Source organism: Streptomyces sp. NPDC096079, from assembly GCF_040303145.1.
GTDB lineage: Bacteria > Actinomycetota > Actinomycetes > Streptomycetales > Streptomycetaceae > Streptomyces.
The window spans coordinates 411,901-430,928 of sequence record NZ_JBEOST010000005.1 but is presented as its reverse complement, the minus strand read 5'-3'; the positions used below and the strand labels follow the sequence as shown (position 1 = coordinate 430,928).

Here is a 19,028-nt window from a genome sequence, read left to right as displayed (position 1 = left end):
GTCGAGCCGACGGCGGCGGAACGCGCGGCCTTCGGGCCCGAGCCCGTCCAGGTGGACGGCGAGGGTCCGCACCTTCGGGTGCGGACCGCCCCGCCGTCGTGTTTGTGGTGCTTCGCACAGTGACGCGGTGCAGGTCAAGGGTGAGTTGACGGCTGTTCTCGGCCCGTGGTGGACTGCCGAGGCCATTACGGCGGCAGTAGAGGAAGTCCGGTGCGATTCCGGCGCGGTCCCGCCACTGTGACCGGATCCCAGGGTCCGGGAGTCAGGAACTCTCGCCGCCGGTCACGTCGATCCAGGGCGCGGACCCTGAGTGAGGACACAGCGCCATGCCCGGCCGCAGCCCCAGATTCTCCAGAGCCACCGGCATCTTCGCCTACGGCGCGGCCGCCGGCCTCGCCGTCGACCTGCTCCTCGGCGATCCCCGCCGCGGACACCCCGTCGCCGCCTTCGGCCGGACCGCCGGCCGGGTCGAGCAGGCCCTCTGGCACGACCACCGCGGCTGGGGCGCCCTGCACACCGCCGTCTGCGCCGGCACCACCGTCGCGGCCGGTGCCCTCGCCGCCCGTACGGCACGGGGCAGCCGCGCCGCCTCCGTCGCCCTCACGGCCGCGTCGGTCTGGGCCGTCGTCGGCGGTACGACCCTGGGCCGCGAGGCCCGCGCGATCGGCGGCGCCCTCGCCGTCGGGGACCTGGAGGTCGCCCGGGAGCGGCTGCCGCACCTGTGCGGACGCGACCCGCAGTCCCTCGACGGCCCCGCGATGGCCCGCGCGGTCGTCGAGTCCGTCGCCGAGAACACCTCCGACGCGGTCGTGGGCGCCCTGTTCTGGGGAGCGGTCGCGGGCGTGCCGGGCCTGGTCGGCTTCCGCGCGGTGAACACCCTCGACGCGATGGTCGGCCACAAGTCCCCCCGGTACCGCAGGTACGGCTGGGCCTCCGCCCGTCTCGACGACGTGGCCGGCTGGCCCGGCGCCCGGCTGACCGCCGCCCTCGCCGCCGTCGCCGGCGGGAACCCGCGCGGAGCCGTGCGGGCCTGGCGGGCGGACGCCGCGCAGCATCCGAGCCCCAACGCGGGCCCCGTCGAGGCCTCCTTCGCGGGCGCCCTCGGCGTGCGGCTCGGGGGGACCCTCTCGTACGCCGGCCGGGTCGAGCACCGGCCCGTCCTCAACGGGGAGGGGCGGCCCGTGGAGGTCGCCGACATCGACCGCGCGGTCCGGCTCTCCCGCCGGGTCACCGCACTGACCCTGGTCGCCTGCGTGGGCGGCCGCATGATCGCGAGCGCGCTGAAGCGGAGGAACGCATGAGGGGTGGGGGGCTGCTCGTCGCCGGGACCACGTCCGACGCGGGCAAGAGCGTCGTCACGGCCGGCATCTGCCGCTGGCTGGTCCGGCAGGGCGTCAAGGTCGCGCCGTTCAAGGGACAGAACATGTCCCTGAACTCCTTCGTGACCCGGGAGGGCGCCGAGATCGGCCGTGCGCAGGCCATGCAGGCGCAGGCCGCCCGCGTGGAGCCGACGGCGCTGATGAACCCGGTGCTGCTCAAGCCCGGCAGCGACCGCTCCAGCCAGGTCGTCCTCATGGGCAAGCCGGTCGGCGAGATGAGCGCCCGCGGCTACCACGGGGGCCGGCAGAAGACCCTGTTCGAGCCGGTGATGGCGTGCCTGGAGGAACTCCGGGGCACGTATGACGCCGTGATCTGCGAGGGGGCGGGCAGTCCGGCCGAGATCAACCTGCGGCGCACGGACATCGTGAACATGGGCGTCGCGCGCGCCGCGCGGCTGCCCGTGGTCGTCGTCGGCGACATCGACCGGGGCGGGGTCTTCGCCCAGTTCTTCGGGACGACGGCGCTGCTCGCACCCGAGGACCAGGCCCTCGTCGCGGGCTACCTCGTGAACAAGTTCCGGGGCGACGTGTCCCTGCTGGAACCCGGGCTCGACATGCTGCACGGGCTGACCGGCCGCCGGACCTTCGGCGTCCTGCCGTACGCGCACGGGCTCGGCATCGACGAGGAGGACGGCCTGCGGGTCTCCCTGCGGGGCACCGTCCGCGAGTCGGTCGTCGCGCCGCCGGTCGGCGCGGACGTCCTGAGGGTCGCCGTCTGCGCCGTCCCCCTGATGTCCAACTTCACGGACGTCGACGCGCTCGCCGCCGAACCGGGCGTCGTCGTCCGGTTCGTCGACCGGCCCGAGGAACTCGTCGACGCGGACCTGGTCGTCGTGCCCGGCACCCGCGGCACCGTCAAGGCGCTGGCCTGGCTGCGCGAGCGGGGCCTCGCCGACGCCCTCGCCCGGCGCGCGGCCGAGGGCCGGCCGGTGCTCGGCATCTGCGGCGGCTTCCAGGCCCTGGGCGAGCGCATCGAGGACGAGGTCGAGTCGAGGGCCGGCGTGGTCGACGGGCTCGGCCTGCTGCCCGTACACGTGCGGTTCGCCGTCGAGAAGACGCTCGCCCGGCCGGTCGGGGAGGCCCTCGGCGAGCGGGTCGAGGGGTACGAGATCCACCACGGCGTCGCGGACGTACGGGACGGGGAGCCGTTCCTCGACGGCTGCCGGGTCGGCTCCGTGTGGGGCACCCACTGGCACGGCTCGCTGGAGAGCGACGGCTTCCGCCGGGCGTTCCTGCGGGAGGTCGCGGCGGCGGCGGGGCGGCGGTTCGTCCCGGCGCCCGACACCTCGTTCGGGGCGCTGCGGGAGGAACAGCTCGACCGGCTCGGCGACCTGATCGAGGAACACGCGGACACGGACGCGCTGCTGCGGCTGATCGAGCGGGGCGCGCCGGAGGGGCTGCCGTTCGTGCCGCCGGGTGCGCCGTGAGCGGCCGCGCGGTCCGGCCATCCGTACCTATCGAAGGAGTGACCACCCGATGAGCACCCGGTATCCGTTCACCGCCGTCGTCGGCATGGACGACCTGCGGCTCGCGCTGCTGCTCAACGCCGTCAGCCCGGCCGTCGGCGGGGTGCTCGTGCGGGGCGAGAAGGGGACCGCCAAGTCCACCGCCGTCCGCGCGCTCGCCGAGCTGCTGCCGGAGGTCCCGGTGGTCGCGGGCTGCCGGTTCAGCTGCGACCCGGCCTCCCCCGACCCGGGCTGCCCCGACGGGCCGCACGGCGACGCCCCCGGGGCCGCACGGCCCGCGCGGATGGTCGAGCTGCCCGTCGGTGCCTCCGAGGACCGGCTCGTCGGCGCGCTGGACATCGAGAAGGCGCTCGCCGAGGGCGTGAAGGCCTTCGAGCCGGGGCTCCTCGCCGCCGCGCACCGGGGGATCCTGTACGTCGACGAGGTCAATCTGCTGAGCGACCACCTGATCGACCACCTGCTCGACGCCGCCGCCATGGGCGCCTCCCACGTCGAGCGCGAGGGCGTCTCCGTCCGGCACGCCGCCCGTTTCCTGCTCGTCGGGACCATGAACCCCGAAGAGGGCGAGCTGCGGCCGCAGTTGCTCGACCGGTTCGGTCTCACCGTGGAGGTCGCCGCCTCGCGCGACCCCGAGCAGCGGGTCGAGGTCGTCCGGCGGCGGCTCGCGTTCGAGGACGACCCGGCCGCCTTCGCCGCCCGCTGGGCCGGCGAGGAGACCGCCCTGCGCGAACGGATCGTCGCCGCACGGACGTTGCTGCCGCGGGTGACGCTCGGCGACGCCGTGCTGCTCCAGATCGCCGCGACCTGCGCCGCGTTCGAGGTGGACGGCATGCGCGCCGACATCGTCATGGCCCGCACCGCGACCGCGCTCGCCGCCTGGGCCGGACGGACCGAGGTCACCTCCGAGGACGTGCGGCAGGCCGCGCTCCTGGCCCTCCCCCACCGCCGGCGGCGCTCGCCCTTCGACGCGCCCGGCCTCGACGAGGACAAGCTCGACGAGACGCTGGAGCAGTTCAAGGGCGACGAACCGGACGACGACCCCGAGCCCGACGGGCCCGGCGACGGCGGTCCCGACGGAGGCGGCGGCGTCCCGCCGCAGGGCGAGGCGCCCGACGGCCCTTCGCCCGAGCCGGCCGAGGCTCCGGAGAGCGCACCCGCCCCGCAGGGCTCCGGCGCCGGTGAGCGGGGAGCGGTCAAGGCCGGCGAGCCCTTCCGTACGAAGGTGCTGAGGGTGCCCGGTCTCGGCGAGGGCGCGGCCGGCCGCCGCTCCCGGGCCCGCACCGAGCACGGCCGTACCACCGGCTCCACCCGGCCCCGGGGCGCGCTGACCAAGCTGCACCTGGCCGCGACCGTCCAGGCGGCCGCCCCGCACCAGCGGGCGCGCGGCCGGTCCGGGCCGGGTCTGGTGGTCCGCCGGGACGATCTGCGGCAGGCGACCCGGGAGGGCCGCGAGGGGAACCTGGTGCTCTTCGCCGTGGACGCCTCCGGCTCCATGGCGGCGCGGCAGCGGATGAGCGCCGTGAAGGGCGCGGTGCTCTCGCTGCTGCTCGACGCCTACCAGCGGCGCGACAAGGTCGGTCTCGTCACCTTCCGGGGGCGGGGCGCCGAGGTGGCGCTGCCGCCGACCTCCTCCGTGGACGCGGCCGCCGCCCGCCTGGAGAAGCTCCCCACCGGAGGCCGTACGCCGCTCTCCGCCGGGCTGCTCAAGGCCCATGACGTGCTGCGGGTCGAGCGGCTGCGGGACCCCGCGCGCCGCCCGCTGCTCGTCGTCGTGACCGACGGGCGGGCGACCGGCGGCGGCGCCGACCCGGTGGCGCTCGCGGCGCGCGCGGCGCGGCTGCACGCCGCCGAGGGCACGGCCGCGGTGGTCGTGGACTGCGAGACCGGGCCGGTGCGGCTCGGGCTCGCGGGGAACCTGGCGCGTGAACTCGGCGGCACCGCCGTCACCCTGGACGAGCTGCGGGCGGATTCGATCGCCGGCCTCGTCAGGGACGTACAGGCAGCAGGACGGACAACGCAGACAGCATGGAGGGCCGCTTAATGCCGCAGGGACAGCCGACCGTCGTGCCCGACGACGGTCTCACCACCCGCCAGCGCCGCAACCGGGCGCTGGTTATGGTGCACACCGGCGTCGGCAAGGGGAAGTCGACCGCCGCCTTCGGCATGGCGCTGCGCGCCTGGAACCAGGGCTGGCCGATCGGGGTGTTCCAGTTCGTGAAGTCCGCCAAGTGGAGGGTCGGCGAGGAGAACGCCCTCAAGGCGCTCGGCGAGACCGGCAAGGGCGGCACGGTCACCTGGAACAAGATGGGCGAGGGCTGGTCCTGGATCCAGCGCGAGGTCGCCGAGGGCGAGCAGTCGCACGAGGACAAGGCCCGCGAGGGCTGGGAGCAGGTCAAGCGGGACCTCGCCGAGGAGAAGTACACGTTCTACGTCCTCGACGAGTTCGCCTACCTGCTGCACTGGGGCTGGATCGACGTCAAGGAGGTCGTCGAGGTGCTGCGCGACCGCCCCGGGCAGCAGCACGTCGTCATCACCGGGCGCAACGCGCCGCAGGAGCTCCTCGACTTCGCCGATCTCGTCACCGACATGTCCAAGGTCAAGCACCCGATGGACGCCGGTCAGAAGGGCCAGCGGGGCATCGAGTGGTAGCACGTCTCGTCATCGCCGCGCCGTCCTCCGGCGCGGGCAAGACCACGGTCGCGACCGGCCTGATGGCCGCGTTCGCCGGCCGTGGTCTGGCGGTCTCCCCGCACAAGGTCGGGCCCGACTACATCGACCCGGGCTACCACGCGCTCGCGACCGGCCGTCCGGGCCGCAACCTCGACGCGTACATGTGCGGTACGGGGCAGGTCGCGCCGCTCTTCCTGCACGGCGCGCGCGGCTGCGACCTGGCCGTGGTCGAAGGGGTCATGGGCCTGTACGACGGGGCCGCCGACCAGGGCGAGCTGGCGTCCACCGCGCAGGTGGCGAAGCTGCTCAAGGCGCCGGTGGTGCTGGTCGTGGACGCGTCGTCGCAGTCGCGTTCGGTCGCGGCGCTCGTGCACGGGTTCGCGTCCTGGGACCCGGAGGTGCGGATCGGGGGCGTGATCCTCAACAAGGTCGCGTCGGACCGCCACGAGCACCTCCTGCGGGAGGCGCTCGGGGAGTCCGGGGTGCCGGTGCTGGGTGTCCTGCGGCGGGCGCCCGCCGTGGCGACGCCGTCGCGGCACCTCGGGCTCGTGCCGGTCGCCGAGCGGCAGGCCGCCGCGGTCGCCGCCGTGGCGGCGCAGGCGGAGCAGGTTCTCGCCGGGTGCGACCTGGAGGCGCTGCTCGCGCTGGCGCGGTCGGCGCCTCCGCTGCACGCCGAGCCTTGGGAGGCCGACCGGTTGTGGGCAGGCGTCCCGCAGGGCGGTACGGGTGGGGACCACCCGACCGCCGGGCCGCGGGCGGCGGACAAGCCCGGCCGAAGGCCGGTCGTCGCCGTCGCCGGCGGGGCGGCGTTCACCTTCTCGTACGCCGAGCACACGGAGTTGCTCCGGGCCGCGGGCGCCGAGGTCGTCACGTTCGACCCGCTCCGGGACGAGTCCCTCCCCGAGGGGACCCGCGGGCTCGTCATAGGCGGCGGTTTCCCCGAGATGTACGGCGAGCAGCTCTCCGCCAACGAGCCCCTGCGCAAGGCCGTCGCCGAGCTCGCGGCCTCGGGCGCGCCCGTCGCCGCCGAGTGCGCCGGGCTGCTGTACCTGGCGCGGTCGCTCGACGGGCACCCGATGTGCGGGGTGCTCGACGCCGACGCGCGGATGTCGGAGCGGCTCACGCTCGGGTACCGGGACGCCGTCGCCGTGAGCGACAGCGTGCTCGCGCCCGCCGGGGCGCGGCTGCGGGGCCACGAGTTCCACCGCACCGTGATCGAGCCGGGCGCCGGGCCGCTGGCGGCCTGGGGGCTGCGGCAGCCGGAGCGCCGGGTGGAGGGCTTCGTGCAGGGCGGGGTGCACGCCAGCTATGTGCACACCCACTGGGCGGGGTCCCCGGAGGTCGCCGCGCGGTTCGTGGAGCACTGCGCGTGACGTCAGCCGCCGGAGACGCCCACCACGAGCCAGATGAAGGCCACGCCCGCCACCGTGCACAGCAGGGTGGAGCGGGCCGGGTGCGTGTGGTGGGCCTCCGGCAGGATCTCGGCGGCGGCGAGGTAGAGCAGGGCGCCGCCGAAGAAGCCGAGATAGCTGCCGAGCAGTTCCTCCGGAAGGGTGAACAGCAGGGTGGAGGCCGCGCCGACGAGCGGGGCGACGGCGTCCAGGACGAGCATCGTGAGGGCCTTGCGGCGGGCGTTCCCGTAGAGGCTTGTGATCGTGTACGTGTTGAAGCCGTCGGCGAAGTCGTGGGTGATGACGGCGAGGGCGACGGTGGCGCCCATGCCGCCGCCGACCTGGAAGGCGGCTCCGAGGGCGATGCCGTCCATGAGGCTGTGGAGGACCATCGCGGCGGCGGCCGTCAGGCCCACCTGGGGAACCCTTTCGTCGGCGCCGACGCCGTGCGCCGCACGGCGGACGGCGAGGAGCCGCTCGACGACGTGGGCGAAGAGGAAGCCGCCGACGAAGAGCAGCAGGGCCTCCGGGACGCCGAAGACCTCCTCCCCCGCGGCCTCCAGGGCCTCCGGCAGGAGGTCGAGTCCGACGACGCCGAGCATGAGTCCGCCGGCGAGACCGAGGACGAGGTGGCGGCGGTCGGTGACGCGCTGCGCGACCCAGCCGCCGAAGAGCGTCATCAGGAACGCGCCGAGCGCGACGACTACAGCCATGGGCCTTTGCTATCGGATGCGGCGCCGTCCGCGCACCTCGGCGTCGGGGCCCGGTCGGGCGTCACGGTGGACGAGGTGCTCGCGCTCGCCGGCGCGGTCCTGCGGGAGGCGGGCCTGACGCGCGCGGAGGTCGGGTCGCTCGCCACGCTCGACGCGCGGGCGGCGGAGCCGGGCGTCGTGGCGGCCGCGGCGGCGCTCGGGGTGCCGGTGCGCGCGTTCACGGCCGAGGAGCTGGCGGCCGTATCCGTACCGCATCCCTCGGCGTTGCCCCTGGCCACCACGGGCACGGCGTCCGTGGCGGAGGCGGCGGCGCTGCTCGCGGCGGGGAGGGGGACGGGCCGTGCGCTGCTGCTCGTGCCGAAGCGGAAATCCCGGTACGCAACGTGCGCTCTCGCCGCTTACGTCCCGGTTCGTCCGAACGAAGACGCCCCAGGCGTACGGTTGTTGCCCCGAACTCACGGGTACATCGCTGGCGAGCCTGGCTCACCCCCCACCATCCCCACCCCCCACACGACGGCGGCCATGGACACCCATACGCATTCCGACGCCCACGACCTGCGCCACCACGGTGACGCCGAGGTCCGGGACGAGAAACTCATCGATCTGGCGGTCAACGTCCGGACGAACACCCCGCCGGACTGGCTGAGAGAGCGGCTCGCGGACTCGCTGACCGGTCTCGCGGCCTACCCCGACGGCCGGGCCGCGCGGGCGGCGGTCGCCGAGCGGCACGACCTGCCCTCCGGCCGGGTCCTCCTCACGGCCGGCGCGGCCGAGGCGTTCGTGCTGCTCGCGCGGGCGCTTCCGGTGCGGCGGCCGGTGGTCGTGCACCCCCAGTTCACCGAGCCGGAGGCGGCGCTGCGGGACGCCGGACACGAGGTGCGCCGGGTGCTGCTGCGCGAGGAGGACGGTTTCCGACTCGATCCGGCGGCGGTTCCGGAGGACGCGGACCTGGTGGTGATCGGGAACCCCACCAACCCGACGTCCGTGCTGCACCCGGCCGCCTCGATCGCCGCGCTCGCCCGTCCGGGGCGGGTCCTGGTGGTGGACGAGGCGTTCATGGACGCGGTGCCGGGCGAGCGGGAGTCGCTGGCCGGGCGGACCGACGTGCCCGGTCTCGTGGTGCTGCGGAGCCTCACCAAGACCTGGGGGCTCGCCGGGCTGCGGATCGGGTACGTGCTGGCGGAGCCGGAGACGGTCGCGGCCCTGGAGCGGGCGCAGCCGCTGTGGCCGGTGTCGACGCCGGCGCTGGTCGCCGCGGAGGCGTGCGTGTCGCGGGCGGCGCTCGCGGAGGCGGAGCACGCGGCACACCGGATCGGGGTGGAGCGGGCCCATCTGCTGGCCGGGCTCGCGGAGTTCGACGAGGTGCGGACGGTCGCGGGGGCGGAGGGCCCCTTCGTGCTGCTGCGCATCGACGGGGCGGACGCGGTGCGGGAGCGGCTGCGGTCGCTCGGGTTCGCGGTCCGCCGGGGCGACACGTTCCCGGGACTCGACCGGAACTGGCTGCGGCTCGCGGTCCGGGACCGGGTGACGACGAACCGCTTCCTGCAGGCGCTGGACCAGGCGCTGCTGATCGGCGGCTGAGTCCCGTACGGCGGACGCCTCGGCGGTGGGTCTCGCCGGGGCGGAAGCGGAAGGGTCCGGGGAGGGCGGTGTCGTCACCACCGCCCTCCCCGGACCCCCGTTCCCCTCCGTGCGCCCCCCGGCGCTTCCCCCTCGGGCCGTCAGCCTCGCGAGCGGGAGCGGGAGCGGGTCACGGCGAGGGCGCCGCCGCCGGCGACGAGGAGGGCGAGCGCTCCGGCCGCGATGTACGGGGTGGTGGAGCTGCCGCCGGTCTCGGCGAGGTTCTCGGTGGGCGTGCTGCCGCCGTTGTCGGTCTTGATGCCGCCGGCGTCGCTCGGCTTGACCGAGGGCTTCTCCGTGGGCTTCTCCGTGGGCTTCTCGGTCGGCTTCTCGGTGGGCTTCTCGGTCGGGGTGGTGCCCTTGGGGGTCTCGCAGGTGGCCTCGGCGAGGGTCACCGTGCCGTTGACCTCGGCGACGCCGAGCTTCAGCGGGTCGACCTCCACCTTGAGTTCGAGCGCGGTGGCGGCGGCGGTGCGGGAGGTCGTGGACGTACGGGAGAGGTCCAGGGTGACCTGGCCGACACCCGGCACGGCGACCTGGGTCCGGCCGGCCGTGGACAGCGTGGTCTTCTTGCCGAACACGGTGACGTGGCCGAGGACGTTGGACTCGGCGACCGGCTTCTTCCCCACCTCGCACAGCGCCTTCGACGTGACCTTCTCGATCTCGACGAGGGAGAGCAGCGGGATGCCGGGCACGTGGACCTGCGCCTTGACGAGGTTGACGTGCCCCTCGGCCTTCTCGTCGTCGACGGTGGCGTCCGCGGTGGCGACGTCGGCCTTGAGGATGTCGATCGGCTTGCCGCCCTCGGCCCCCTGCACCTTCACGGAGAGCGCGGTCTCGTTCTCGCTGGCGGGTGCCTTGACCTCGTTGAGGGAGGTCCGCACCGGCACGTTCACGGCCTTGCCGAGGAGGGAGACGTCGAGGCCGGCCCGCAGCACGACGGCGGTGGCGCGCCCTTCGCCGCCCGTGGCGTGCGCCGCCGGGGCCACGAGGAGCACCGGGCCGACGGCCAGGGCGGCGACGGTCGCGGCGGCGGCGGAACGGCGTACGGGCATGCGGAAGGTGTTGCTGTTCAAGATGGTGGAACCCCCACAGGAGACATGGCGTCGCCGGCCGCTCACCACGGGGACGGTGGGTCGGCGCGGCTCCGGCGACTTGAGACACCGGAATCTTTACGCACGGAGAGTGAACCGACAGTCGCCTGACGTGAGTTCACTCCAAAGGGGGGTTTCCGTGTTCATTTTCGATTTTTCTCTCTACAACCGTTCCCGCCTGTCCCGCGTGTTTCGTACGGGGAGGTGCGGGCGGATTCGGTGAGAACGATCCGCGACGGCCGCAGGTCACGGATCGTCAACCCGGCACCCTCAGTCGGCGCGCCAGTACCCGAGGGCGTGGACGCGCTCCTTGGGCAGGGCCAGCTCCTTCCGCACGAACCCGGCGAGGGCGCGGGTGGTCGCGGTGTCGCAGGCGATCCAGACGTACGCACCGGCGTCGGCGAGCGCCGGCAGTTCTGCCTTCACCCGGGCGACGAGCCCGGCGCCGCCGTTCTCCCGGGGGATCCGCCGCAGCTCGTGGCGCTCGGGGTCGAGCCGTACCGGCAGCTCCTCGTCGGATGCGTGCCGGGTCTCGAACCAGAGGGTCACGGGGACGCCCGGGAGCGCGTCGAGCAGGGAGTTGACGGCGGGCAGCGAGGCCGGGTCGCCGATCACGAGGAGGCGCGTGGGGAGCGGGTCGGGGACCTCGAAACCGGTGCCCTGGAGGGTGGCGTCGACGGTGTCGCCGGGGGCGCAGGCGCGGGCCCAGCGGCTGGCGGCTCCGTCGTGGAGGGCGAATTCCAGACTGAAGGTGCCGCGCGCCGGGTCCGGGTCGACCAGGGTGTAGGCGCGCTGGTGGGGCTTGCCCGCGTTGCCGAACCAGACGCGGACCCACATCGTCGGATGGACCCCGGCGGCGGCGAGGAGGCCGCCGTCCGTGAAGTGCACCCGCCGGTAGTCCTCGGTGACCCGCTCCGCCCCCGTCACGGTGAACGTGAAGTCCTTGCCGCGCATCAGCCTGAGTACCGCGCCCTGCCAGCCGTGACCCACCGCGAACCCCTCCCCCGAACTCCTGTAGATTAATTTAGGCCAGCCTAACCTAATAATGGTTGGTGTCATGGGTAGCTCGGACATGGACGGGATCGGATCTGCGTGAGCATCGAGGTCTACCGGGACGCCTGGGGCGTCCCTCATCTGCGCGCCGCGGACCCGGACGAACTCGCCTTCGCCCAGGGCCGGGTCACCGCCCGCGACCGCGCCTGGCAGCTGGAGGTCGAGCGGCACCGGGCCCGGGGCACCACCGCCGCCTTCCTCGGCGCCGCCGAACTCGGCTGGGACGCCTTCGTCCGCCGGGCCCGGCTCGACGACACCGCCCGCCGCTGCTTCGCACGGCTGGAGGAGAACGACCCGGCGACGGCCGCCTGGGTGCGCGCGTACGTGGACGGGGTCAACGACGGCCTCGCCGAAGGCGCGGGCCGCGCGCCCGAGTTCGCCGAGACCGGTCTCACGCCCGGCCGGTGGGAGCCCTGGACCCCGCTCGCCGTCTGGCTGTCCACCCACATCCTCTTCGCGGGCTTCCCCACCAAGCTGTGGCGGGACGAGGTCGCCCGCCGGCTCGGCGAGGAGTGGACGGAGCTCTTCGCGACCGACGGACCCGGCACCGCCGGCTCCAACGGCTGGGTCGTCGCGGGCGAACGGACCGCGAGCGGGGCCGCCCTGGTGGCCGGCGACCCGCACCGGTTCATCGAGGCGCCGGGCGTCTACCAGCAGATCCGGCTCGCCTGCCCCGCGTACGACGTGGTCGGCCTCGCCGTGCCCGGCGTCCCCGGACTCGCCCACTTCGGCCACACCGGGCCGGTGGCCTGGGCGATCACCAACGCGATGGCGGACTACCAGGACCTGTACCGGGAGCGGCTGCGGCGCCTCCCCGACGGCGCCGTCGAGGCCCTCGGCCCGGACGGCTGGGCCCCGGCCGCCGCCCACCGGGAGACGATCGAGGTCGCGGGCGCGGAGCCGGTGGTCGTCGAGGTGATCGAGACCGCCCGGGGGCCGGTGATCATCGGCGTGGACGACGAGCCCGGGGACAGCTCCTCGCCCTGGGAGGCCCTCGCCCTCCGGTACCCCCCGCGGGTCACCGCCGAACTCGGCTTCGGGGCGCTGCCCGCGCTGCTGCGCGCCCGGACCGTCGCCGACGTGGACACGGCCCTCGACGGCTGGGTCGAGCCGGTGAACGTCGTCCAGGCCGCCGACACCCGGGGCGGCCTCCTGCACCGCGTCGCCGGCCACGTGCCCGTACGGGACCGGGCCAACTCCCTGCGGATCGTGCCCGCCTGGGACCCGGCCCACGCCTGGGCCGACGACCCCGCGCCGCTCCCCCGCGCCGAGGTCCGCGGCCACGCCGTGATGGCCAACGCCCGGGGTCTGGCCGCCCCGCTGGGCGTCGAGTTCGCCCCGCCGCACCGGGCCGCCCGGATCGACGCACTGCTGGCCGCGTCGACGGCCTGGACGCCGGGGACGACGACGGCGATCCACACGGACACCGACAACCCCTCGGCCGCCCGCCTCCTGGAGGCGGTGCGCCGCGCGGGCGAGCCCGGCACCGAGGCCGGGACGGCCGGAACGGCCGGAACGGCCGGAACGGAGAGGCCCGGCGACGCGGACGGCACGGACAGTCGCACCACCGACACGGACGGCACGGGGGACCGCACCACCGACGCGGACGGCGCGGACAGTCGCACCACCGACACGGACGGATCCACTGACGGCTCCACGGACCGTACGGACGGCCGCACCACCGACTCGGGCGGCTCCGAGGACCCCGCGGGCGGCGCGCCCGCGCCGCTCTCCCCCGGCGGCGCCCGGGTCCGGGAGCGGCTGCTCGGCTGGGACCGGCGGATGGAGGCGGAGAGCGCCGACGCCGGTCTCTACGCGGCCCTGCGCGGCGCCGTCGTGCGCCGGCTCGCCGCGCACGAGGCCTTCGCGGCGCTGCGCGACCCCGCCCCGTACCCCGAGCTCTTCCGGCCCTGGCTCGCGCTCGGCCCGCGCGTCGCCTTCGCCCTGGAGACGCTGCTGGTGGCGGGGCCCGTGCCCGCCGGGGACGTCGCGCGGATCGTGCGCGAGGCACTCGACGAGGTCGGCGCCGGCGAGCCGCCCGCCGCCTGGGGCGTGACGCACCGGCTCGCGCCCTGGCAGGCGCTGCCCGACCCGGACGACGACCGGTGGCCGGGTCTCGGCGGCGACCACGACTGCGTGCTCTCCACGTCCAGCGTGCCCGGGTGGACCGACCGGAGCGCCCGCGCCTCGGCCGCGCGGTACGTCTGGGACCTCGCCGACCGGGAGCGCAGCGGCTGGATCGTGCCGTTCGGCGCGTCCGGCGTCCCCGGCGACCCGCACCACCACGACCAACTCCCCCTGTGGCTGCGGGGCGAACTCGCCCCGGTCACCACGGACTGGCAGAACCTCACCAAGGAGCAGGGATGACCACCGCCGTACACGTGCAGACCGTCGAGGGCTTCGGAACCGTCACGGTCCGGCCCGTCGACCCCGACGGCGACGCCGCGCTCCTGCACGGCTGGGTCAACGAGGAGCGGGCCCGCTTCTGGGGCATGGTCGGGACCACCGTCGAGCAGGTGCGGGAGATCTACGCGCACCTCGACTCGCTGACCACCCACCACGGCTACCTGGTCAGCCGGGACGGGGAGCCGGTCGCCCTCTTCCAGACGTACGACCCCGGGGCGGACCGGGTCAGCGAGTGCTACGAGGTGCTGCCGGGCGACATCGGCGTGCACCTGTTCGTCGCGCCGGGCCTCGCCCCCGAGCCGGGATTCACCGGCCGGCTGCTCGTCGCGCTCGTCGACTTCTCGCTGAAGGACCGCACGCGGATCGTGATCGAGCCGGACGCGGCCAACGAGAAGGCGATCGCCCGCATGGTGCGGGCCGGTTTCGAACTGGGCCCGGAGGTCGTGCTCCCGGAGGTGGACCTGCCGGAGGTCTTCATCCCGGAGAAGCGGGCCCGGCTGGCGTTCCTGAGCCGCTGACGGGGGCCCGGCCGCCGGGCCCCGGCCGGTGGTCCCGGCCGCCGTCCGCGGGTTCAGCCCACGACCCGGCCGTTGACGACGACCCGGCGCGGCGCCGCGAGGACGCGGACGTCCGCGCGCGGGTCCTCGCCGTAGACGACGAGGTCGGCGGGGGCGCCCTCCTCCAGGGCGGGGCGCCCCAGCCAGGCCCTGGCCCCCCAGGCGGTGGCGGAGAGCGCGTCGATCGGCGGGATGCCCGCCCGGGTCAGCTCCTCCACCTCCTCGGCGACGAGCCCATGGGCGAGGGAGCCGCCCGCGTCGGTGCCGACGAAGACGGGCACGCCCGCGTCGAAGGCGGCGCGGACGGTGTCGTACCGGCGCTCGTGGAGCCGGCGCATATGGGCCGACCAGCGGGGGAACTTGTCCTGGCCGCCGTCGGCGAGGTGCGGGAAGGTCGCGATGTTCACCAGGGTCGGGACGATCGCCACACCCCGCTCGGCGAAGAGCGGGATCGTGTCCTCGGTGAGCCCGGTGGCGTGCTCGATGCAGTCGATGCCCGCCTCCACCAGGTCCCGGAGCGAGTCCTCGGCGAAGCAGTGCGCGGTGACGCGGGCGCCGAGCCGGTGCGCCTCCGCGATGGCCGCCTCGACCTCGGCGCGCGGCCAGCAGGCGGTGAGGTCGCCCGCCTCCCGGTCGATCCAGTCGCCGACGAGCTTGACCCAGCCGTCGCCGCGCCGGGCCTCGCGGCCGACGTACGCGACGAGGTCGGCGGGCTCGATCTCATGGGCGTAGTTACGGATGTAGCGCCGGGTGCGGGCGATGTGCCGCCCCGCCCTGATGATCTTCGGCAGGTCCTCGCGCGCGTCGATCCAGCGGGTGTCGGAGGGCGAGCCCGCGTCCCGGATGAGCAGGGTGCCGGCGTCCCGGTCGGTGAGGGCCTGTTTCTCGCTGGTGGCCTCGTCGACGGGGCCGTGCCGGTCGAGGCCGACGTGGCAGTGGGCGTCGACGAGGCCGGGGAGCACCCAGCCCTCGACGGTCACGGCCTCGGCGGCGGGCCGCTCGAAGGTGATCCGGCCGTCGACGCACCACAGTTCGTCACGGACGTCCTCCGGGCCGACGAGCACCCGCCCCTTCACATGCAGCACCACGTGATCGCTCATACCCGCACTCTACGAGCCGTGTCGAGCGGGCGGGTCAGGGGCGCCAGTCGGCCTCCAGGTCGTGCGAGTCGGTCGTGGTGAGCTGGGTGAGGGCGGTGCCGTCGGCCCGTACCAGGAAGAGGTGTTCGGGGTCCGCGTCGTCGGTGCCGCCCCGGGTGAAGACCAGGCGCCGGCCGTCCGGCGACCAGGACGGGTTCCTGTCGTTGGCGCGGGCGGAGGTGATGCGGTGCGTGCCGGAGCCGTCGGGGCGGATCACGTAGAGGTGGGCGAAGCCGGTGGGGTCCACCCGGCTGAAGACGATCCGGTTGCCGCGCGACCAGTCGGGCGTCCAGTCGTGGGAGCCGGCCAGGGTGACCGGCGTCTGCGTCAGGGTGGCCAGCTGGATCCGCATCAGCCTGCTGTTCCCGGTCGCCGCGTCCGCGCGGCTGTACGCCAGGTTCTTGCCGTCCGGGGACCACGTCGGGTGGAACTCGTCCTGCGCGGAGTGGGTGAGCCGGGTGGCGGGGCTGCCGTCGATGTCGGCCACGTAGATCTCGCGCTGGGTGCCGACCGGCTTCGCGTAGGCGATCCGCTTGCCGTCCGGGGACCACGCGGGGTCGGAGGCGCCCTTGGTGCCGGGCACGGACTTCAGGTCGCCGCCGGCGCTCTTCATCGTCCAGATGCCGTCGATCGCCCCGCCGGAGCCGTAGCGGAGGAACGCCACGCGCTTGCCGTCCGGGGACCAGCTGGGCATCACGTCGCTGACGGCGGGGGTGTGGGTGAGCTTGACGGGCGCGCCGCCGGACGGGGAGATCGCGTACAGGTCCTCGACGGGTGCCGCAGCGTCGTAGCGGGCGAAGACGATCGGGCGGTCGGCCGCCCGCGCCACGCCGGTCGCTCCGGCGTCTCCCGAGGCGGCGAGGGTCAGCGGGGCGGCCACGGCGAGCGCCGCGGCGGCCACCGCCGCACGGCGCGGCCGCACCCCGCGGGTTCTTCTCGCGACGCCGGTGCTCGTGTTCTCGGTCATGGTGTCCACCCCGTTCTTCCCGGCGCCCCCGTGGCGCCGCTCCGGGCCGCAACATCCCACCGCCGTGGTTCCGGGGGAAGGGGCCGGGGCCGGTGGTACGGGCCCTGTGACACGTTCCGTACGGGGCCGTGACGCCGCGTCGTCCGCCGTACGCGCCCGCCCGGCCCCGGGCGGACCGCATAGGCTGGCCCGTGTCGCGTCCCGATGTAGGCGACACGTATTCGACCGTGGAGAAGGAACCCCCGTGACCGTGACACATCCGCTGCTGGACCTGGCCCCGCTGACCGCCGCGCACTTCGCGTCGATCGAGCGCCGGGTCGCCGCGCTGCTCTCCACCGAGCAGGACGTGGTGATCACCCAGGGCGAGGCGCTGCTGCCCCTGGAGGGGTGCATCCGCAGCGGCGCGCGGGCCGGTTCGACCGCGCTGAACGTCGTCACCGGTCCGTACGGGCAGACCTTCGGCAACTGGCTGCGGGACTGCGGGGCGACCGTGGTCGACCTGGAGGTGCCCTTCCACACGGCGGTGACGGCGGAGCAGGTGGAGCGGGCGCTCGCGGAGCACCCCGAGATCGACTTCGTGTCGCTCGTGCACGCGGAGGCGGCGACCGGGAACACCAACCCGGTGGCGGAGATCGGCGAGGTCGTGCGGGCGCACGGCGCGCTGTTCTACCTGGACGCGGTGGCGTCGATCGGTGCCGAGCCGGTGCTGCCGGACGCCTGGGGCGTGGACATGTGCATCATCGGCGCGCAGAAGGCGATGGGCGGCCCCGCGGGGGTGTCGGCGGTGTCGGTGAGCGCGCGGGCCTGGGAGCGGTTCGCCGCCAATCCGGCCGCGCCGCGCCGCTCGTACCTCTCCCTCCTCGACTGGAAGGAGCGCTGGATCGACGGTGGCCGGAAGGCGCTCCTGCACGCTCCGGCGCAGCTGGAGATGCTGGCCCTGGAGGCCTGCGTGGACCGGATCGAGGCCGAGGGCCTGGACGCGCTGATGGCCCGGCACGCCTCGGCGGCGGCCGCGACCCGCGCGGGCGCGCTGGCCCTGGGCGGCGGTCTGGAGCCGTACGTGTACGAGGCGAGGGACGCGGCCCCGGTGGCGACGACGCTGCGGGTGCCGTCGGGTCTCGACGCCTCGGAGCTGGTGGCGAAGGCCCTCGCGGCCGACCCGTCGCTGCCGCTGATCGCGGGCGGCGGGGCGCTGGCCAAGGAGATGATCCGGGTGAACCACTACGGGGTGGACGCGACCCCGGGCGCCGTGCAGTCCTCGCTCGCCGCCCTGGGCGCGGCGCTCGGCGAGGCGGGCCGGACGGTGGACCTGGAGGCGGCGCGCCGGGCGGTCACCGAGGCCTGGTGACGGGACGTACGGGGAAGGGGCGGGGGTCCGGACCCCCGCCCCTTCCGCGTGCCCGGGTTCAGAGCGCGGGGTAGTCGACGTAGCCCTCGGGGCCGCCGGCGTACATGGTGGCGGGGTCCGGGGTGGCGTAGGGGCCGTCGCTCTTCAGACGGGCGGGCAGGTCGGGGTTGGCGATGAAGAGCCTGCCGTACGCGACGAGGTCGGTGGTGCCGTCCTCGATCAGGGCGAGGGACTCGGCGCCGGTCGGGTCGGCGCCGGTGGCCGGGTTGAGGATGAAGGTGCCGGCGAACCGCTTGCGCAGGTCGAGGACGAGCGGGCGGCGCTCGGCGCTGGTCTCCAGGACGTGGAGGTAGGCGATGCCGACGGGCTCGATCGCGGTGAGGAGCCGGGTGTAGATCTCCTCGGTGTCGGTCTCGGCGATGTCGTTGAGGGTGTTCGCCGGGGAGATGCGCAGGCCGGTCCGCTCGGGGCCGATCTCGGCGGCGACGGCCTTGACGACCTCGACGGCGAAGCGGATGCGGTTCTCGACGGAGCCGCCCCACTCGTCGGTGCGGTGGTTGGAGCCGGAGGCGAGGAACTGCTGGATCAGGTAGCCGTTGGCGCCGTGGATCTCGACGCCGTCGAAGCCGGCCTCGACGGCGTTGCGGGCGGCGGAGGCGAAGCCGGCGATCGCCTCGTGCACCTGGTCGCCGGTGAGCTCGCGCGGGGCGACGAAGTCCTTGGGGCCCTCGTGGGTGTAGACCTGGCCGGCGGCGGCGACCGGCGAGGGGCCGACGGGGTGGAGGTCGCCGTCGAGGAGGTCGGGGTGGCCGATCCGGCCGGAGTGCATGAGCTGGGCGAAGATCCGGCCGCCGCGCTCGTGGACGGCGGTGGTGACCTCGCGCCAGGCGGCGATCTGCGCCCGGCTGTGGAGGCCGGGGGTGTTCGGGTAGCCCTGGCCCTCGGGGACGGGCTGGACGCCTTCGCTGATGATCAGTCCGGCGGAGGCGCGCTGGGCGTAGTACTCGGCGACGATGGCCGGCGGGGTGCCGTCCTGACCGTTGGCCCGGCTGCGGGTCATCGGGGCCATCGCGATGCGGTTGGCGAGGCGGGTACCGGCGAGGTCGATGGGGTCGAATGCGGTGGTCACGGCGCTCCCTCACAGAATATGTGGTCGGCCAACTATTGGGGCCGCTGCCACTGTAACCCATTCATTGGCCGACCAAGGTAATCTGGTGGGGAGAGC

Annotated in this window: 15 protein-coding genes and 1 riboswitch; of the genes, 9 read left to right on the top strand and 6 right to left on the bottom strand. The window is 74.8% G+C overall.

Annotated features, from left to right (window positions below):
• Positions 1-152: 152 nt before the first annotated feature.
• Positions 153-291: riboswitch (cobalamin riboswitch) on the top strand.
• A 35-nt stretch (positions 292-326) separates the two neighbouring features.
• From ABTY59_RS14310 to ABTY59_RS14290, 5 genes are read left to right on the top strand one after another with little or no spacing between them, the layout of a single operon-like run.
• Positions 327-1,301, top strand: coding sequence for a cobalamin biosynthesis protein (locus tag ABTY59_RS14310; protein ID WP_352019206.1), 975 nt, complete (start codon positions 327-329; stop codon positions 1,299-1,301).
• Entirely contained in the window at positions 1,298-2,806 is a 1,509-nt protein-coding gene (locus ABTY59_RS14305) for a cobyric acid synthase (protein ID WP_352019205.1), read from the top strand. Before ABTY59_RS14310 ends, ABTY59_RS14305 begins: the two co-directional genes overlap by 4 nt.
• 49 nt (positions 2,807-2,855) lie before the next feature.
• On the top strand, positions 2,856-4,886 hold the full coding sequence (locus tag ABTY59_RS14300; protein ID WP_352019204.1) for a putative cobaltochelatase: 2,031 nt from the start codon (positions 2,856-2,858) through the stop codon (positions 4,884-4,886).
• Complete coding sequence (cobO, locus tag ABTY59_RS14295; protein WP_352019203.1) at positions 4,886-5,494, top strand: cob(I)yrinic acid a,c-diamide adenosyltransferase; 609 nt, start codon at positions 4,886-4,888, stop codon at positions 5,492-5,494. The genes ABTY59_RS14300 and cobO overlap by 1 nt, the downstream gene beginning before the upstream one ends.
• Positions 5,488-6,888, top strand: a complete 1,401-nt coding sequence (locus tag ABTY59_RS14290) for a cobyrinic acid a,c-diamide synthase CobB (protein WP_352019202.1) — start codon at positions 5,488-5,490, stop codon at positions 6,886-6,888. The genes cobO and ABTY59_RS14290 overlap by 7 nt, the downstream gene beginning before the upstream one ends.
• Before the next feature lie 2 nt (positions 6,889-6,890).
• On the opposite strand, the gene ABTY59_RS14285 is transcribed toward ABTY59_RS14290, so the two are convergent.
• Positions 6,891-7,619: a ZIP family metal transporter gene (locus ABTY59_RS14285; RefSeq protein WP_352019201.1), complete on the bottom strand. Its 729-nt coding sequence runs from the start codon at positions 7,617-7,619 to the stop codon at positions 6,891-6,893.
• A gap of 6 nt (positions 7,620-7,625) precedes the next feature.
• Here ABTY59_RS14285 and cobC point away from each other — a divergent pair, with 6 nt between their 5' ends.
• Entirely contained in the window at positions 7,626-9,200 is a 1,575-nt protein-coding gene (gene cobC, locus ABTY59_RS14280; protein ID WP_352019200.1) for an Rv2231c family histidinol phosphate aminotransferase CobC, read from the top strand.
• Positions 9,201-9,340: 140 nt separating this feature from the next.
• Here the strand turns inward: cobC and ABTY59_RS14275 are convergent, their stop codons facing one another.
• Positions 9,341-10,315 (bottom strand): SCO1860 family LAETG-anchored protein, encoded by a 975-nt coding sequence (locus ABTY59_RS14275; protein WP_352019199.1) that lies wholly within the window; start codon positions 10,313-10,315, stop codon positions 9,341-9,343.
• A gap of 288 nt (positions 10,316-10,603) precedes the next feature.
• Positions 10,604-11,323: a siderophore-interacting protein gene (locus ABTY59_RS14270; RefSeq protein WP_352019226.1), complete on the bottom strand. Its 720-nt coding sequence runs from the start codon at positions 11,321-11,323 to the stop codon at positions 10,604-10,606.
• A gap of 102 nt (positions 11,324-11,425) precedes the next feature.
• Here ABTY59_RS14270 and ABTY59_RS14265 point away from each other — a divergent pair, with 102 nt between their 5' ends.
• Positions 11,426-13,753 carry a penicillin acylase family protein gene (locus ABTY59_RS14265; RefSeq protein WP_352019198.1) on the top strand — a complete coding sequence of 776 codons (2,328 nt, stop codon included), beginning with the start codon at positions 11,426-11,428 and terminating at the stop codon, positions 13,751-13,753.
• Positions 13,750-14,310 carry a GNAT family N-acetyltransferase gene (locus ABTY59_RS14260; protein ID WP_352019197.1) on the top strand — a complete coding sequence of 187 codons (561 nt, stop codon included), beginning with the start codon at positions 13,750-13,752 and terminating at the stop codon, positions 14,308-14,310. Before ABTY59_RS14265 ends, ABTY59_RS14260 begins: the two co-directional genes overlap by 4 nt.
• A 53-nt stretch (positions 14,311-14,363) precedes the next feature.
• On the opposite strand, the gene ABTY59_RS14255 is transcribed toward ABTY59_RS14260, so the two are convergent.
• Together ABTY59_RS14255 and ABTY59_RS14250 are read right to left on the bottom strand one after the other, a co-directional pair.
• Positions 14,364-15,449 (bottom strand): amidohydrolase family protein, encoded by a 1,086-nt coding sequence (locus ABTY59_RS14255; RefSeq protein WP_352019196.1) that lies wholly within the window; start codon positions 15,447-15,449, stop codon positions 14,364-14,366.
• Between the two features lie 34 nt (positions 15,450-15,483).
• Positions 15,484-16,455: a beta-propeller domain-containing protein gene (locus ABTY59_RS14250; protein ID WP_352019195.1), complete on the bottom strand. Its 972-nt coding sequence runs from the start codon at positions 16,453-16,455 to the stop codon at positions 15,484-15,486.
• Positions 16,456-16,705: 250 nt separating this feature from the next.
• Here ABTY59_RS14250 and ABTY59_RS14245 point away from each other — a divergent pair, with 250 nt between their 5' ends.
• The gene (locus ABTY59_RS14245; protein ID WP_352019225.1) at positions 16,706-17,803 is read left to right on the top strand and encodes a pyridoxal-phosphate-dependent aminotransferase family protein; all 1,098 of its coding nucleotides are present in this window, start codon (positions 16,706-16,708) and stop codon (positions 17,801-17,803) included.
• A gap of 58 nt (positions 17,804-17,861) precedes the next feature.
• Here ABTY59_RS14245 and ABTY59_RS14240 read toward each other — a convergent pair whose 3' ends face one another.
• Complete coding sequence (locus tag ABTY59_RS14240) at positions 17,862-18,932, bottom strand: alkene reductase (RefSeq protein ID WP_352019194.1); 1,071 nt, start codon at positions 18,930-18,932, stop codon at positions 17,862-17,864.
• Positions 18,933-19,028: the final 96 nt, after the last annotated feature.